The 15,344-nt window shown below is 68.3% G+C and carries 15 protein-coding genes; 13 read left to right on the top strand and 2 right to left on the bottom strand.

What is annotated here, in order from left to right:
- Positions 1 to 322: 322 nt before the first annotated feature.
- Positions 323 to 802 (bottom strand): metallopeptidase family protein, encoded by a 480-nt coding sequence (locus tag GVY39_RS05345; RefSeq protein WP_167477524.1) that lies wholly within the window; start codon positions 800 to 802, stop codon positions 323 to 325.
- Between the two features lie 140 nt (positions 803 to 942).
- A complete protein-coding gene (locus GVY39_RS05340) occupies positions 943 to 1,176 on the bottom strand; it encodes a WhiB family transcriptional regulator (RefSeq protein ID WP_195069580.1) in 234 nt (77 codons plus the stop codon).
- A 491-nt stretch (positions 1,177 to 1,667) separates the two neighbouring features.
- On the opposite strand from GVY39_RS05340, the gene cofD reads away from it, so the two are divergent.
- The 13 genes from cofD (at position 1,668) to lpqB (ending at position 15,279) form a co-directional block, all read left to right on the top strand.
- Complete coding sequence (cofD, locus tag GVY39_RS05335; RefSeq protein WP_159920584.1) at positions 1,668 to 2,666, top strand: 2-phospho-L-lactate transferase; 999 nt, start codon at positions 1,668 to 1,670, stop codon at positions 2,664 to 2,666.
- On the top strand, positions 2,663 to 4,009 hold the full coding sequence (locus GVY39_RS05330; protein WP_159920586.1) for a coenzyme F420-0:L-glutamate ligase: 1,347 nt from the start codon (positions 2,663 to 2,665) through the stop codon (positions 4,007 to 4,009). Before cofD ends, GVY39_RS05330 begins: the two co-directional genes overlap by 4 nt.
- A gap of 37 nt (positions 4,010 to 4,046) precedes the next feature.
- Positions 4,047 to 4,565 carry an NUDIX hydrolase gene (locus GVY39_RS05325; RefSeq protein ID WP_159920588.1) on the top strand — a complete coding sequence of 173 codons (519 nt, stop codon included), beginning with the start codon at positions 4,047 to 4,049 and terminating at the stop codon, positions 4,563 to 4,565.
- Between the two features lie 195 nt (positions 4,566 to 4,760).
- Positions 4,761 to 6,008, top strand: coding sequence for an alkane 1-monooxygenase (locus GVY39_RS05320; protein WP_159921263.1), 1,248 nt, complete (start codon positions 4,761 to 4,763; stop codon positions 6,006 to 6,008).
- The gene (locus GVY39_RS05315) at positions 6,005 to 6,178 is read left to right on the top strand and encodes a rubredoxin (RefSeq protein WP_159920590.1); all 174 of its coding nucleotides are present in this window, start codon (positions 6,005 to 6,007) and stop codon (positions 6,176 to 6,178) included. The genes GVY39_RS05320 and GVY39_RS05315 overlap by 4 nt, the downstream gene beginning before the upstream one ends.
- The gene (locus tag GVY39_RS05310; RefSeq protein WP_043730863.1) at positions 6,175 to 6,357 is read left to right on the top strand and encodes a rubredoxin; all 183 of its coding nucleotides are present in this window, start codon (positions 6,175 to 6,177) and stop codon (positions 6,355 to 6,357) included. The genes GVY39_RS05315 and GVY39_RS05310 overlap by 4 nt, the downstream gene beginning before the upstream one ends.
- Positions 6,358 to 6,397: 40 nt before the next feature.
- Positions 6,398 to 7,018, top strand: a complete 621-nt coding sequence (locus GVY39_RS05305) for a TetR/AcrR family transcriptional regulator (RefSeq protein ID WP_159920592.1) — start codon at positions 6,398 to 6,400, stop codon at positions 7,016 to 7,018.
- Positions 7,019 to 7,290: 272 nt separating this feature from the next.
- Positions 7,291 to 8,346, top strand: coding sequence for an alkane 1-monooxygenase (locus tag GVY39_RS05300; RefSeq protein ID WP_236565303.1), 1,056 nt, complete (start codon positions 7,291 to 7,293; stop codon positions 8,344 to 8,346).
- A 55-nt stretch (positions 8,347 to 8,401) separates the two neighbouring features.
- Complete coding sequence (ahcY, locus tag GVY39_RS05295) at positions 8,402 to 9,886, top strand: adenosylhomocysteinase (RefSeq protein ID WP_159920596.1); 1,485 nt, start codon at positions 8,402 to 8,404, stop codon at positions 9,884 to 9,886.
- A 145-nt stretch (positions 9,887 to 10,031) separates the two neighbouring features.
- Complete coding sequence (locus GVY39_RS05290; protein WP_159920598.1) at positions 10,032 to 10,679, top strand: dTMP kinase; 648 nt, start codon at positions 10,032 to 10,034, stop codon at positions 10,677 to 10,679.
- Between the two features lie 78 nt (positions 10,680 to 10,757).
- Positions 10,758 to 11,435, top strand: a complete 678-nt coding sequence (gene mtrA, locus GVY39_RS05285; RefSeq protein WP_159920600.1) for an MtrAB system response regulator MtrA — start codon at positions 10,758 to 10,760, stop codon at positions 11,433 to 11,435.
- The gene (gene mtrB, locus GVY39_RS05280) at positions 11,432 to 13,459 is read left to right on the top strand and encodes an MtrAB system histidine kinase MtrB (protein ID WP_321210097.1); all 2,028 of its coding nucleotides are present in this window, start codon (positions 11,432 to 11,434) and stop codon (positions 13,457 to 13,459) included. Before mtrA ends, mtrB begins: the two co-directional genes overlap by 4 nt.
- On the top strand, positions 13,456 to 15,279 hold the full coding sequence (lpqB, locus tag GVY39_RS05275; protein WP_159920602.1) for an MtrAB system accessory lipoprotein LpqB: 1,824 nt from the start codon (positions 13,456 to 13,458) through the stop codon (positions 15,277 to 15,279). Before mtrB ends, lpqB begins: the two co-directional genes overlap by 4 nt.
- The last annotated feature ends 65 nt before the right edge of the window (positions 15,280 to 15,344 follow it).

Here is a 15,344-nt window from a genome sequence, read left to right as displayed (position 1 = left end):
GGGAATCACGCCGATGAGAGTAACCCCCCTGGCGCGCCGATGGGGACAGACACGCTTGAAGAATCTCGGTCCGTGCGTCGCGAAACGAGGGCAGCACGCGATGCCGCCGGGTGCGCGGAGCCTCCGGCGGTGTTCTGGACGACCTACCCGGACGCGCGGACAACGGTCTCCCACGGGCAGGCCCGGGGGACGTGTGCGGCGCGAACGGTTCGTCGCGAAGTGGGAGTAGCGGGATACCCAGCCGGGAGCGACCTACACGCGCTCTCCGGCGTCCTGCCCCGCAACGGCATTCGAGGACCGCCGCCGCGTGGATGGGTGCGACTTACTCGGCTTCCGGATCGATCACGTCCGGGTCGACGCCGAGATAGGTCGCGACCTGTTGGACCAGCACTTCGCGTAGGAGATCCACCAGATCGTCGGGATCGCTGGCGCGCAGCTCGAGCGGCTTGCGGAACAGCACCACCCGCGCCCGGGTCGCCGCGCCGTGCCGGTCAACGCCCGCCGGGATGAGCCTGGAGAGGGGAACCGGGCCGTCGGCGACCACCTCGTCCGGCCAGGTGACCGAATCCGGGTGCAGCGGACGGATCTTCGGGACGTCGTCGACCGCGATGTCGAGTTTGGTGAGCCGGTCGTGCCAGCGGGTGTCCAGTGGTGCGAACGCCTCCAGCACCAGCCGGTCGAATTTCTGACCTCGGGTCCGCCAGGCGGGCACGGTGGGCGGCAGCATCGGCCCGCGGACCCCGCGGCCGCGGCGTATCACCGACCGTGCGGTCGGCGGTCGACGCTTACGGGAACGTGCCATGACACAAAATCTAGGCCAGCCGGCTCCGGCGGTCCGCATCGAGGCGGTGGAGAACTGTCCGGTCGTGTCGCGCGTGCCCGGAGCGCCCTGGTGGCGGGCCGCTCCGGGCACGGCTGGGTCTATCAGGTCTATCGGGTCTGTCAGCCGATGCCGCGCTTGAGGCGGCGGCGCTCCCGCTCGGAGAGGCCGCCCCAGATGCCGAAGCGCTCATCGTGCGCGAGCGCGTAATCCAAGCACTCGTCACGTACCTCGCAGCCCATGCAGATCCGTTTGGCCTCACGGGTGGAGCCGCCCTTCTCGGGGAAGAACGCCTCCGGATCGGTTTGCGCGCACAGTGCGCGCTCCTGCCACTGCTCCTCGATGGACTCGAACATCTCGTCGAAGCCGGTCACGACCAGGTTGAGCCGGGGCGCCGTGACTCCGTCACCCCCCTCTTGGTCGTTCCAGCCGCCGTTGTCTGCGCAGACGCCACGTGCTGCGCCTGCTGTGGAATCGGTCGGCGAGACCATCTCGTTGGCCACGCTCCGCCTCCTCACTGTGTGTTAGCGCAGAATGATTCTTTCCGTCGGACCAACACTCGCACCGACGGCCATACCCCGCGACGTTGTCCCGCGGACGTCCCCGAGCTTGTCATACCGATGCGAACATCTGTTCGAAAAGCGGTTCGCGCGTGGAACTCTCGCGCGAACCCGGAATGACATGTCTGTGATTAGACACGCCGGACGCGGCGATGGTCAAGCCGCCGTCGCTATTCCGTTACTATCCGCAGCCCCATTCCGAGCTGATCTTGTGATGTGCAATAGCAAATAAACAGCAAATTTGCCGCGAACGGGAGCCGCCACGCCAGCGCATAGGCTGTGCGGATGTGACTGGACAACAAGCGGACGCCACGCCCGCCAACGGGCCCCGCATCGCCGTGCTGGTCGGCGGGGTCGGTGGCGCGCGTTTCCTACAGGGCGTCCGGGAACTGCTGCCCGAGGCGGACGTTTCCGCGATCGTGAACGTCGGTGACGACGTGTGGATGCACGGCCTCCGGATCTGCCCCGACCTCGATACCTGCATGTATACCCTCGGCGGCGGAATCGATACCGAGCGGGGGTGGGGCCGGGTCGGCGAAACCTGGCACGCCAAGGAGGAGCTCGCGAAATATCACGCACAGCCGGACTGGTTCGGCTTGGGTGACCGGGATATCGCCACGCATCTGATCCGCACCGAAATGTTGCGTGCCGGGTACCGGCTCTCGGCGGTCACCGAGGCGCTGTGCAACCGGTGGCAGCCGGGCGTGAAACTGATCCCGGCAACCGACGATCGCTGTGAAACGCATGTCGTTGTGACCGATCCGGACAACCCTGGCGAACGGCGCGCGATCCATTTTCAAGAGTGGTGGGTTCGCTACCGGGCGAACATCGACACCCACGGATTCGCCACAATTGGCGCCGATGAAGCCAAACCGGCGCCAAATGTGATCGATCTCATAGAATCCGCCGATGTGGTTCTCCTCGCGCCGTCGAACCCCGTTGTGAGCATCGGCGCCATCCTGGCCGTGCCCGGAATCCGCGGCGCGCTGCGCACCACCGCGGCCAAGGTGATCGGCGTTTCCGGCGTGATCGACGGCAAGCCGCTGCGCGGTATGGCCGACGAGTGCCTGTCGGTGATCGGAGTGGAGACCACGGCCGAGGCGATCGGCCGGTACTACGGCGCCCGCTCGGCCACCGGCATCCTGGATGGCTGGCTGATCCACAGCACCGACACCGCCGACGTGCCCGGGGTGGAAGTGCGTAGCGTGCCCTTGCTGATGACCGATCCGCCGACCACCGCCGAAATGGTGCGTCAGGCGCTGGATCTCGCCGGAGTCGCCCTGTGACCACACCGACCGATCACGCGGCCGACGAGCTGCGCATCCTGCCCGTCACCGGGCTGCCCGAATTCCGCCCGGGCGACGACCTCGCCGAGCACATCGCGCGGTGCGCGCCGTGGCTGGCCGACGGTGACGTGCTCGTGGTCACCAGCAAGATCGTCGCCAAGGTCGAGGGGCGCATCGTGGAAGCGCCGCTGGACCCCGAGGAGCGCGACGCCGCCCGGCGCAGGCTCATCGATCAGGAGGCGGTGCGGGTGCTCGCCCGTAAAGGCCGCACCTTGATCACCGAGAACAAACTCGGGATCGTGCAGGCTGCCTCCGGTGTCGACGGCTCGAACGTCGAGCGAGGCGAGCTCGTCCTGCTGCCCACCGACCCGGATGCCAGCGCCAAGGCGCTGCGCGCCGCGCTCGCCGAACGCTTGGGCGTGACGGTCGCGGTGGTCGTCACCGACACGATGGGCCGGGCTTGGCGCAACGGGCAGATCGACGCGGCGATCGGCGCCGCGGGCTTGCGGGTGCTGCACGACTACGCGGGTGCGGTCGACGGCCAGGGCAACGAGTTGTTCGTCACCCAGGTGGCCGTGGCCGACGAGCTGGCCGCCGCCGCGGACCTGGTCAAGGGCAAACTCGGCGGCGTCCCGGTCGCCGTCGTGCGCGGGCTGCCGATCGCCGACGACGGCTCCGGGGCCGCCGATCTGCTCCGCGGCGGCACCGATGACCTGTTCTGGCTGGGCACCGCGGAGGCGATCGAGCGCGGCCGCAAGGAGGCGATCCTCCTGCGTCGTTCGATCCGCCAGTTCTCCGACGCGCCGGTCGACCCGGAACGCATCCGCTCGGCGGTCTCGGTCGCGCTGACCGCGCCCGCTCCACACCACACGCGCCCCGTGCGGTTCGTGTGGCTGCGCAAACGGGATCTGCGCGCTCGGCTGCTGGAAGCGATGGCGCAGAAGTGGCGCGCGGATCTGACCGCCGACGGCCTCCCGCCGGAACGGATCGAGCGCCGGATCGCGCGCGGGCGCATCCTGTTCGACGCGCCCGAGGTGATCATTCCGTTCTGCGTGCCGGACGGTGCGCACGACTATCCGGACGAGCGCAGGCGAGCCCACGAGCGCACGATGTTCACCGTCGCGGTGGGCGCCGCCGTACAGGGTCTGCTGGTCGCCCTGGCCACCGAGGGCATCGGCAGCTGCTGGATCGGGTCGACGATCTTCGCCCCTGAGGTCACCCGCGACGTGCTCGGCCTGGCCGAGGACTGGAGCCCGCTGGGCGCCGTCGCCATCGGCCATCCGCTCGAGGAGCTGACCCCGCGGCAGCAGGCAGGCGCGGGCTCCGGGCTGGTCGAGCTGTGAGCGGACCGAGCGCCGCCGCCGTCCGGGCGGGTCGCCGGTGAGCGCGGAGTCGTTGCGCGCTTCGGCCACCGAGTTGCTCGAAACGTGGTGTCCGGCCACCGATCCCGAGCGATCACTGCGCGAGGCGATGCTCGCCTTCCTCGGTTCGGCCCCGCGTGGCTGTCTGCGCGAGCACGCGCCAGGGCACATCACCGCCTCCGCGGTCGTCTTCTCCCACGACGGCCGCGAGGTGCTGCTCACCTTGCATCCGCGCGTCGGCCGCTGGATCCAGCTCGGCGGCCATTGCGAAGAGCGGGACGACACGGTCGCGGGCGCCGCGTTGCGCGAAGCGATCGAGGAGTCCGGCATCGTGGACCTGCGGCTGCTACCGGGGCTCTACGGCGCGCAGGCGCATCCCATCACCTGTTCACTCGGCGTGCCCACCAGGCACCTGGACCTCCTGTTCCGCATCACCGCTCCCGTGGGCGCGATCCCGGTGCGCAGTCACGAATCCACCGACCTGCGCTGGTGGCCGGTGGACGATCTGCCCGCAGACGCCGACGTTCTGCTGCGTTGAGTCAACCGGTTCGCTGACCCTTGCCGAGGCCGAGCCCCGGCCGGATGCCACATCCGGCCGGGGCTTTCCTCGTTCGATTCCGGGGATCTTTACAAATTAGGCTATTTGTATAGACAAGCGACAAAGAGCGCTATATCGTCCACCATTGAGGTAATGCGCGTCACACCTGGCGTGCCGTTCGGAATGGAGACGACGATGTCGACGTACGCCGACATGCCCGCGCAGCCGGTCGAGGTGCCGGCTTGGCGGGACCGCAAGCGTTATATGTGGCTGTGGGGGTTGTTCGCCCCGACCGGTCTGTTCACCATCGGGTTGCCGCTGATCTGGGCGTTGAACGAACTCGGCTGGCACGGCCTCGCGCAGGTGCCGTTCTGGCTCGGGCCGATCCTGGTCTACGTGCTGATCCCGATCGCGGACGTCTTCTTCGGCCCGGACGGCGACAACCCGCCCGACGAGGTGATGGAGTACCTGGAGAACGACAAGTACTACCGCTACCTCACCTACCTGTACCTGCCGTTCCAGTACGCAACCCTGATGATCGCGGCCTATCTCATCACCGCCGACGAGGTGAGCTGGCTCGGCTTCGACGGCGGGCTGCACGTGGTGGACAAGATCGGGCTGGCGATCACCGTCGGCATGATCGGCGGCATCGGCATCAACACCGCGCACGAGCTCGGCCACAAGAAAGTCGACCTGGAGCGCTGGCTGTCGCGCATCGCGCTGGCCCAGTCCTTCTACGGGCACTTCTACATCGAGCACAACCGCGGCCACCACGTGCGCGTCGCGACGCCCGAGGATCCGGCCAGTTCTCGGGTGGGGGAGACGTTCTGGGCCTTCTGGCCACGCACGGTGTGGGGCAGCCTGAAGTCGTCCTGGAAGCTGGAGAAGGCTCGGCTGGACCGGCTCGGCAAGAAACCGTGGAACCTGCGCAACGAAGTGCTCAGTGCGTGGCTGATGTCAGCGGTGCTGTTCGCGGGATTGGTCGCGGTGTTCGGCGTCGAGTTGCTGCCGTACCTGGTTCTGCAGGCCGTGGTCGGCTTCAGCTTGCTCGAGGCGGTCAACTACCTGGAGCACTACGGCCTGGTGCGGCAGCGCACCGCGAGCGGGCGGTACGAGCGGCCCGCGCCGGTGCACAGCTGGAACAGCGACCACATCGTCACCAACATCTTCCTGTACCACCTGCAGCGGCACAGTGATCACCACGCCTACCCGACCCGGCGTTACCAGACGTTGCGCAGCTGGGACGGCGCGCCGAACCTGCCCAGTGGCTACGCCAGCATGATCCTGCTCGCGTATTTCCCCCCGCTGTGGCGCCGCGTCATGGACAAACGGGTGCTCGCGCACTACGACGGCGACATCACCCGCGCGAACATCGATCCGGCGAAGCGAGAGAAGGTGCTGGCGCGCTACGGCTCCGCTCAGGCCGCGAAGGGCACAGCGTGAGCGCGTATCGCTGCCCCGTCTGCGACTACGTCTTCGACGAGGCGAAAGGGGCGCCGCACGAGGGTTTCCCGCCGGGCACGTCGTGGGAGACGGTGCCGGACGACTGGTGCTGCCCGGACTGCGGCGTACGGGAAAAGATCGATTTCGAGCCGATGGGAGCTGGAAAATGACGGAGTACAAGCTGTATCAATGCATCCAGTGCGGCTTCGAATACGACGAGGCCGAGGGCTGGCCGGAGGACGGCATCGCGCCGGGGACACGCTGGGACGACATCCCCGACGACTGGACCTGCCCGGACTGTGGCGCCGCCAAGGCGGACTTCTACATGGTCGAAATCGAACGGTCGTGAGATTTTGACTGCGGCAGGCGCCCGTGACAGTGTCGCGGGTATGCCGCGCAACGGAACCAGGATTCCCTACCAGGAGGCCGCGCGGGAACTGCTGCGGACGTCGGTCCTGGACGCGATGCGCGAACTGCTCACCGAGCGTGACTGGTCCAAGATCACGCTCGGTGACGTCGCGGCCAGGGCCGGCGTGAGCAGGCAGACGCTGTACAACGAATTCGGCTCGCGCAGCGGACTCACCCAGGCCTACGCCCTGCGCCTGGCCGACTTCCTGGTCGACCACGTCGACGCCGCGATCAACGGCAACGTCGGCGACGTCCGCGCGGCCTTCCGCGACGGGGTGGCCAACTTCTTCTTCGACGCCGCGTCCGACCCGCTGGTGCAGTCGCTGGTCGCGGGCGAGGTGAAGCTGGATCTGCTGCGCCTGATCACCCTCGACGCCGGGCCGTTGCTCGAGCACGCGACCGAGCGGCTGTCGCGCGCCTTCCAGCACAGCTGGGTGGCGGCGTCGCCCGCGGAATCGGACGTGATCGCGCACGCGCTGGTGCGAATCGCGCTCAGCTACATCCCCACTCCGCCCGGCCCCGGCCGAGACGCGCCCGCGGAGTTGAGCGCCCTGCTGAGTCCCTACGTCGAAGCGATCCTCGCCCAACGAGTGCAGAGCTGAGCTCGTGCGGGCAACCGATTCGCGACCCGGCGTACCTGTAGCACATTGAAAACAGACTGCCCGGCTTCTGATAGCGATCACATCTCAACCGACCGCAGGGGTGTAACGGACACCAAGTCGCCAAGTATTCTCATGCGACGATGTTCGGGTCTTCTTTGAGTGGGGCAAAAGTGCAAACGGTTGGCAAACCAGTGGGATCACCTGATCCCAAACGCCATCTGTGGGTTCTCGGCTTGCTCGCGCCTTCGTCCGCCTTGCTGCCGTCGCAGCTGGTGCTGCACACCGGCGCCGAGGTCTTCTGGTGGATCGGGCCGATCATCGTGCTGATCGTCATCCCGGTGCTGGACTGGGCGATCGGCGTGGACGGTACCAATCCGAGGGACGAGGATTACGAGCTGCTGTCCAACGACCGGTACTACCGGTGGTGCACCTACCTGATGCTCCCGGTCCTGCTGATCGGCCTGGTGATCGCGAGCCGCATGTGGGCCGGTGACGAACTGAGCGTGGTCGACAAGCTCGGTTTGGCCGCCACTCTCGGATTCGTCAGCGGTATCGGCATCAATGCCGCCCACGAACTCGGGCACCGGGTCGAACGTTCGGAGCGCTGGCTGGCGAAGATCGCGCTCGCCCAGTCCGGCTACGGGCACTTCTTCGTCGAGCACAATCGCGGCCACCATGTGCGGGTGGCGACGCCGGAGGATCCGGCCAGTGGCCGACTAGGCGAGTCGCTGTGGGAATTCCTCCCCCGCAGCGTTTCCGGGAGTTTCCGTTCCGCGCTCGTCCTCGAGCGCGAGCGGCTCGCGCGCAAGGGCAAGGGCTGGTGGAGTGTGCACAACCACATCCTGCAAGCCTGGTCGATGACGCTCGTCCTGTTCGGCGCCCTGGTCGCGGCGTTCGGTTACCAGGTGCTGCCCTGGCTGCTGCTGCAAGCCGTCATCGGCATCGGCCTGCTGGAGACGGTGAACTACGTCGAGCACTACGGACTGCTGCGGGCGCGCCGCCCGAACGGCACGTACGCCCGCTGCTCGCCGCGCGACAGCTGGAACAGCGACCATCTGGTCACCAACATCTTCCTGTTCCACCTGCAGCGCCATAGCGATCACCACGCCAACCCGGGCCGCCGCTACCAGACGCTGCGCAGCTCGGATCAGGCTCCGCAACTGCCCGCGGGCTACGCCGCCATGATCGTGATCGCGGCCATCCCGCCGTTGTGGCGCCGGGTGATGGACGGGCGCGTGCTCGCCCACTACGGCGGCGACCTCACACTGGCGAACATCCAACCGCGCAAGCGGCGGCGCATCCTGGCGGCCCGCGGGGTGACCGCCTGAAAGCGTTCGGGAGCGACTAGCCTTGCCTCGGTACTTGCCGAACCAGGAGAGGCCGATGACCACCTCAGAACTTCCCGCACGCACGTCGTTGACCGCCGATGTCCGCAACGGCATCGACTACAAGGTGGCGGATCTGTCGCTGGCCGATTTCGGCCGCAAGGAGATCCGTCTGGCCGAACACGAGATGCCCGGTCTGATGGCGCTGCGCCGCGAGTACGCCGAGGTGCGGCCGTTGCAGGGCGCGCGCATCTCCGGCTCGCTGCACATGACCGTGCAGACCGCGGTGCTGATCGAGACCCTGACCAGCCTCGGCGCCGAGGTCCGCTGGGCCTCGTGCAACATCTTCTCCACCCAGGACCACGCGGCCGCCGCCGTGGTCGTCGGCCCGCACGGCACCGTCGACGAGCCCCAGGGCACCCCGGTGTTCGCCTGGAAGGGCGAGACCCTGGAGGAGTACTGGTGGGCCGCCGAGCAGATGCTCACCTGGCCGGGCGAGCCGGCCAACATGATCCTCGACGACGGCGGGGACGCCACCATGCTCGTGCTGCGCGGCGCGCAGTTCGAGAAGGCGGGCGTGGTGCCGCCGGAGGACGAGGACCACTCGGCCGAGTACAAGGTGTTCCTGAACCTGCTGCGTGAGCGGTTCGAGACCGACCGGGGCAAGTGGAGCAGGATCGCCGAATCGGTCCGCGGCGTCACCGAGGAGACCACCACCGGCGTGTTGCGGCTCTACCAGTTCGCCGCGGCGGGCGAGCTGGTGTTCCCCGCGATCAACGTCAACGACTCGGTCACCAAGAGCAAGTTCGACAACAAGTACGGCACCCGGCACTCGCTGATCGACGGCATCAACCGCGGCACCGACGTGCTGATCGGCGGCAAGAAGATATTGATCTGCGGCTACGGCGATGTCGGCAAGGGCTGCGCGGAATCGCTTGCCGGACAGGGCGCCCGGGTGCAGGTCACCGAGATCGACCCGATCAACGCGCTGCAGGCGCTGATGGACGGCTACGACGTGGTGACTGTGGAGAAGGCGATCGGCGATGCCGACATCGTCATCACCGCGACCGGCAACAAGGACATCATCACCCTCGATCACATGAAGGCGATGAAGGACCAGGCCATCCTCGGCAACATCGGTCATTTCGACAACGAGATCGACATGGCCGCGCTGGAGCGTTCCGGTGCAACGAAATTGAACATCAAGCCGCAGGTCGACCTGTGGACGTTCAAGGAGAGCGGCCGCTCGATCCTGGTGCTGTCGGAGGGGCGGCTGCTCAACCTCGGCAACGCGACCGGCCATCCGTCCTTCGTGATGTCGAACAGCTTCTCCAACCAGGTGATCGCGCAGATCGAGCTGTGGACCAAGCCGGAGGAATACGACAACGAGGTCTACCGGCTGCCGAAGCACCTGGACGAGAAGGTGGCCCGCATCCACGTCGAAGCGCTCGGCGGCGAGCTGACCAAGCTCACCAAGGACCAGGCCGAGTACATCGGCGTCGACGTCGAGGGCCCGTTCAAGCCCGACCACTACCGCTACTGAGCGCACCGCCGCGTGTCCCGCCGCCGTTCGCGGGCGGGACCGCGGCCCTTCGGGCACGTCGTCCGCGCACCCGGCGGTAGGCGCGGTATCCGCGCTGGTCAGCCGGTGTGAGCGCGGGGCAGGAGGCGGAGTATTCTCCCTGGTCATGGGAGTGCTGATAGCGGTCGAGGGCCTCGACGGCGCGGGCAAGCGGACGCTGATCGATCGAGTCGTCGCCGATCTGCGTGACCGTGGGCTGCGCGTCGCGACGACGGCTTTCCCGCGCTACCGCGTCTCGGTGCACGCCGACCTGGCCGCCGAGGCGCTGCGCGGCGCGCACGGCGACCTCGCCGAGTCGGTCAACGGCATGGCGCTGTTGTTCGCGCTGGACCGCGCGGGCGCCGCCGACGAGCTGTCGAAGCTGTTGGCCGACAACGACGTCCTGCTTCTGGACCGCTACGTCGCCTCCAACGCCGCCTACTCGGCCGCCCGGCTCGGGCAGTCGGCCGACGGCGAAATCGTGGACTGGGTGGGCGAATTGGAATTCGGCAGATTCGCCCTGCCGACGCCCGCGCTGCAAGTGTTGCTGGACGTGCCCACCGAGCTCGCGGCCGAGCGTGCCCGCAGGCGTGGCGAACTCGACGCCGAACGCGCGCTCGACGCCTACGAGCGTGACGGCGGCCTGCAACACCGCACCGGAGCGGTGTACCGTGAGCTGGCCGAACGCGACTGGCGCGGGCCCTGGTGGACACACCGATCCGACGACGGCCCGGCTACGCTGGCCGCGCGGATCGCCGAAATCGTTGGTCGATAAGGTTGGCTGTGCCGTGGGTTCGCACCAGTGTTGGCGTGGCGGCCCGATCCTGGCCTGGGAGATGACAACATAGTAGTTATGAAGCCGAAGATTCTGGTCGTCGACGACGATATGGCACTCGCTGAGATGCTCACGATCGTCTTGCGCGGGGAAGGGTTCGACCCGCATGTGGTCGGCGACGGCACGCAGGCCCTGGCGGCGGTGCGCGAACTCCGCCCCGACTTGGTGCTGCTGGACCTGATGCTGCCCGGCATGAACGGCATCGATGTGTGCCGTGTGCTGCGGGCCGATTCCGGGGTCCCGATCGTGATGCTCACGGCGAAGACCGACACGGTCGACGTCGTGCTGGGTCTGGAATCGGGCGCCGACGATTACATCGTCAAGCCCTTCAAACCGAAGGAGCTCGTGGCTCGCGTGCGGGCCCGGCTGCGCCGCACCGAGGAGGAGCCCGCCGAGCTGCTGTCGATCGCCGATATCGTGATCGATGTGCCCGCGCACAAGGTCAGCCGCGGTGGCGCGCAGATTTCCCTGACGCCCCTGGAGTTCGACCTGCTCGTCGCCCTGGCCCGCAAGCCGCGCCAGGTGTTCACCCGTGAGGTCCTGCTCGAGCAGGTCTGGGGCTACCGGCACGCCGCCGACACCCGCCTGGTGAACGTGCACGTGCAGCGGTTGCGGGCGAAAGTGGAGAAGGATCCCGAGAACCCGGAGATCGTGCTGACCGTCCGCGGTGTGGGTTACAAGGCCGGACCGCCGTGATCCATGGCGTCTTCGCGCGTCTGGAACGATCGCTGGCTCCGGTGGTGGCCTGGTTCCAAGCGGTCGGCATTGCCTTAGGTCACCTCTGGCGCCGCTCGCTGCAATTGCGCGTCATCGTGTCGACGCTGACGCTGTCGCTGATCGTCATCACGATCCTCGGCGTGGTGCTGACCAGCCAGATCACCGACCGGCTGTTGGACGCCAAGATCAACGCCGCGGTCGAGGAGATGGAGCGGGCGCGCAACACGGTGGAGAGCCAGCTGGCCGGTGTGCACGACATCGGCGCCCAGCCGCAGCGACTGGAAGAGGCGCGCAACGCGCTGTCCAACCGCGGCGGCACCGGCCGGTCCACCGGCGCGGCAGGAAGTTTCGATTCGGCGCTGAGCGTCATCGGCGGGATGCCGCCGCAGCAGATCGCCTCCGGCCCGATCCAGGAGGTGCCCGACGAACTGCGGCGGTTCGTGCAGCGCAACCAGGTCAGCTACCAGTTCGCCACGGTCGGCGACGCGGATGGATACCGCGGTCGCGCGCTGATCATCGGCAGTCCGAGCGCGGAGATCCCCACCCTGGAGACCTACCTGATCTTCCCGCTGGCCAACGAGGAGCGCAGCCTGTCGCTGATGCGCGGCACCATGCTGGTCGGCGGCATCGTGCTGCTGGTGTTGCTGGCCGCGATCACCGCGCTGGTCACCAGGCAGGTGGTCCTGCCGATTCGCTCCGCGGCCCGGATCGCGGGCCGGTTCGCCGACGGCAGGCTCAAGGAACGCATGCTGGTGCGCGGTGAGGACGACATGGCCCGGCTGGCCCAGGCGTTCAACGAGATGGCCGAGAGCCTGTCCAACCAGATCACCCAGTTGGAGGAATTCGGCAATCTGCAGCGCCGGTTCACCTCCGATGTCAGCCACGAGTTGCGTACCCCGCTCACCACCGTGCGCATGGCCGCCGACCTCATCCACGGCAGCAGCGACGACCTCGATCCCGCCCTGGCCCGCAGCGCCGAATTGCTGGTCAACGAGCTGGACCGGTTCGAAGGCCTGCTCAACGACCTGCTGGAGATCAGCAGGCACGACGCGGGCGTCGCCGAACTGCAAGTCGAATCGCTGGACGTGCGGATGTGCGCGCGGGCCGCGATCTCGACCGTGCGGCACCTGGCCAAGGACGCCGGTGTCGAGGTGATCAGCGACATGCCCGACGAGCCGCTGGTCGCCGAGGTCGATCCGCGCCGCGTGGAGCGCGTGCTGCGTAATCTGCTCGCCAACGCGATCGACCACAGCGAGGGCAAGCCGGTGCTGATCCGGATGCGCGGCGACGTCGAGGCCAACGCCGTCGCCGTCGTCGTGCGGGACCAGGGGATCGGCCTGCGGCCCGGCGAGGAGAAGCTGGTCTTCAACCGGTTCTGGCGCTCGGATCCGTCCCGTATGCGCCGCTCCGGCGGCACCGGCCTCGGTCTGTCGATCAGCGTGGAGGACGCGAACCTGCACGAAGGCAGGCTCGAAGCCTGGGGTGAGGTCGGGATCGGCGCCAGCTTCCGCCTGACGCTGCCGCTGGTGCGCGGCAAGAAGCTCGGGCCGAGCCCGCTGCCGCTGGAACCGGGGCGCAAATCGTTGCGCGTGGTCGAGCCGGAGCTGCCCGCCGAGTCCGGACCGGATATGGCCGCCGCGGAGGGGCGCGAAGTGCTGGAGCGGGCGGCCGGACAAGACGGCTTCGAACCGGGCGGCGACAGGGCGGAAGCCGTGGACGCGGAAGGCATCGGTACGACACCGGTGCGAGACGAGGTCACGGCGTCCGAAGCCACGCCGGCGCACAAGGACGCCGCCGAGCCCGCCCACGAATCCGAGGCGACATCAGCGCCGGGCTCGGAGCCGAGCGGCGATGATTCGCACGAAGTGGCCGATGGCACGACGCCGACGGACGGCGCCTCGACAGAGGAAGCGCATGCGTCGGGAGCGAACGGATCGCGAGCGTCCGAGTCGGCGCAGACCGGGGGCGGCGAGTCGCGCGAATCGGGGGACGTACAGTCATGAGAATGCGTGTCGGGTCCGGGCGAATGCCGCGACTGACCGTGCTGTCGGCGGCGGTCCTTGCGGTCGTGGTGCCGCTCACCGCGTGCGCCAGCCTGCCCGAATCCTCCGCGCCGGAGGCGCTGGGCACCATCAACCGGGAGCCGACCACCGAGGGGCCGCCGCCACCGGTCGCCAACCGCGATCCCGATCTGCTGCTGCGTGACTTCCTCCAGGCCACCGCCGATCCGGCGAACCGGCATCTCGCCGCCCGGCAGTACATGACCCCCGCGGCCTCCACCCAGTGGGACGACGCGGCGGGCACCGTCATCCTCGAGAAGCCGGACACCCTGCGGGAATCGCGCTCGGGTGACAAAGCCAACTACTTGATCCGCGCGCGCAAGGTAGGCGAGCTGTCCGCCGATGGCGGGTATCGGCCCAGCGACGATATCCCCATCGTCGAGAACAAGATCGAGCTGACCAAGGTCGACGGCGAGTGGCGCATCGACGAATTGCCCGACGGCGTGGTCATGGACTCCACCGCGTTCTTCAAGTCCTACCGCCGCTACGCGCTGTACTTCATCGATCCCGGCGGCAATACCGCCGTGCCGGATCTGCGCTGGTTCTCGGTGCCGAAGGCGCAGCTGACCCAGCGGCTGCTCAGCTCGCTGATCGAAGGGCCGCAGCCCGCGCTGGCATCGGTCCTGCGCAATGAGCTGACGCCGCCGATCGCGCTGCGCGGGACGATCACCAAGGCCAACGGCGACCCCGACGGCGTCGGCATCGGGCTCGGTGGCGTCAGGATCGACTTCGCGGGAGCGTCTGTGCTGAATCCGCGCGAGCGCGAACTACTGGCCGCACAGGTGGTGCTCACCTTGTCCAGCGCCGACATCCTCGGGCCCTACCAACTGCTCGCCGACGGCAAGCCGTTGGACGAGCGGTTCGCCGCGGACGGATGGAACGTGGCCGACGTACAGCAGTTCAATCCGGCTGCCGCCGCGCGCAACCAGGCCGGACTGCACGCGTTGCGCGGCGGCGGGCTGGTGCAGATCGCGGGCAACGGCGGCATCACCCCCGCACCCGGCTACTTCGGCGGGGTGAGCAACCTCCAGTCGGCGACGCTGTCGCCGGACGGTCAGCTCGTCGCCGCCGTGGCGCAGGCGGGACGTCCCTCGGGAGAGCCATCGAACACCTTGATGGTCGGGACTTACGGGGGCAACGCTTTTCCGGTGGCCGAGGGCGTCACCGTCACCCGGCCTTCGTGGACTTCCGACGGCAGCGCCGCATGGGCGGTGGTCGACGGGGCGCGGGTCATCCGCGCGGTCACCGATCGGGGCACCGGCAACGTGTCGGTGCAGAACGTCGACATCTCGGCGTTGACGGCCGCCTCCTCGGCCACCGCGCCCCGGCTGCCGATCACCGAACTCCGGATCTCCCGGTCCGGGGTACGGGCCGCGATGATCGCCAACGGCAAGGTGTACGTCGCGGTGGTGGTACCGCAGCCGGACGGGAAGCTGACCCTGACTTCGGCGCTGCCCGTGGCCGTCGACCTCAGCACGGCCGCGGTGTCGGTGGACTGGCTGGACGCCGACACGATCATCATCGCCCGCGAGGGCAATGTCGACCCGGTGAGCACCGTGTCGGTCGACGGCTCCGAACCCACCCCGCTGACCTCGCAGAATCTGACGGCGCCGGTGCGCTCGGTGAGCGCAAGCGCCGATCATCAGTACGTCGCCGACTCGCGCGCGGTGCTCGAGCTGACCACAGCTCCGGGGCAGGGCCAGCCCTACTGGCGTGAGGTCCCCGGTCTGGGCGCGAACGCGATACCCGTTCTTCCCGGCTGAGATCAGCCTTCCGCCCGCGCCCCGGTGTCGGGTGCGGGATGGGCTCGGCTGGAGTCGCTCACCGG

This window comes from Nocardia sp. CY15, from assembly GCF_009829295.1.
Taxonomy (GTDB): Bacteria; Actinomycetota; Actinomycetes; order Mycobacteriales; family Mycobacteriaceae; genus Nocardia; species Nocardia sputi.
Note: the sequence above shows the minus strand (reverse complement) of the source record. Positions and strands in the feature narration are given on the sequence as shown.

Excerpts from the sequence above, each read along its gene's own strand:
- GVY39_RS05345 (WP_167477524.1), bottom strand. The coding sequence starts at position 802 with ATGGCACGTTCCCGTAAGCGTCGACCGCCGACCGCACGGTCGGTGATA.
- GVY39_RS05340 (WP_195069580.1), bottom strand. The coding sequence starts at position 1,176 with ATGTTCGAGTCCATCGAGGAGCAGTGGCAGGAGCGCGCACTGTGCGCG.
- GVY39_RS05320 (WP_159921263.1), top strand. The coding sequence starts at position 4,761 with ATGTCGACGTACGCCGACATGCCCGCGCAGCCGGTCGAGGTGCCGGCT.
- GVY39_RS05310 (WP_043730863.1), top strand. The coding sequence starts at position 6,175 with ATGACGGAGTACAAGCTGTATCAATGCATCCAGTGCGGCTTCGAATAC.
- GVY39_RS05305 (WP_159920592.1), top strand. The coding sequence starts at position 6,398 with ATGCCGCGCAACGGAACCAGGATTCCCTACCAGGAGGCCGCGCGGGAA.
- ahcY (WP_159920596.1), top strand. The coding sequence starts at position 8,402 with ATGACCACCTCAGAACTTCCCGCACGCACGTCGTTGACCGCCGATGTC.
- GVY39_RS05290 (WP_159920598.1), top strand. The coding sequence starts at position 10,032 with ATGGGAGTGCTGATAGCGGTCGAGGGCCTCGACGGCGCGGGCAAGCGG.
- mtrA (WP_159920600.1), top strand. The coding sequence starts at position 10,758 with ATGAAGCCGAAGATTCTGGTCGTCGACGACGATATGGCACTCGCTGAG.
- lpqB (WP_159920602.1), top strand. The coding sequence starts at position 13,456 with ATGAGAATGCGTGTCGGGTCCGGGCGAATGCCGCGACTGACCGTGCTG.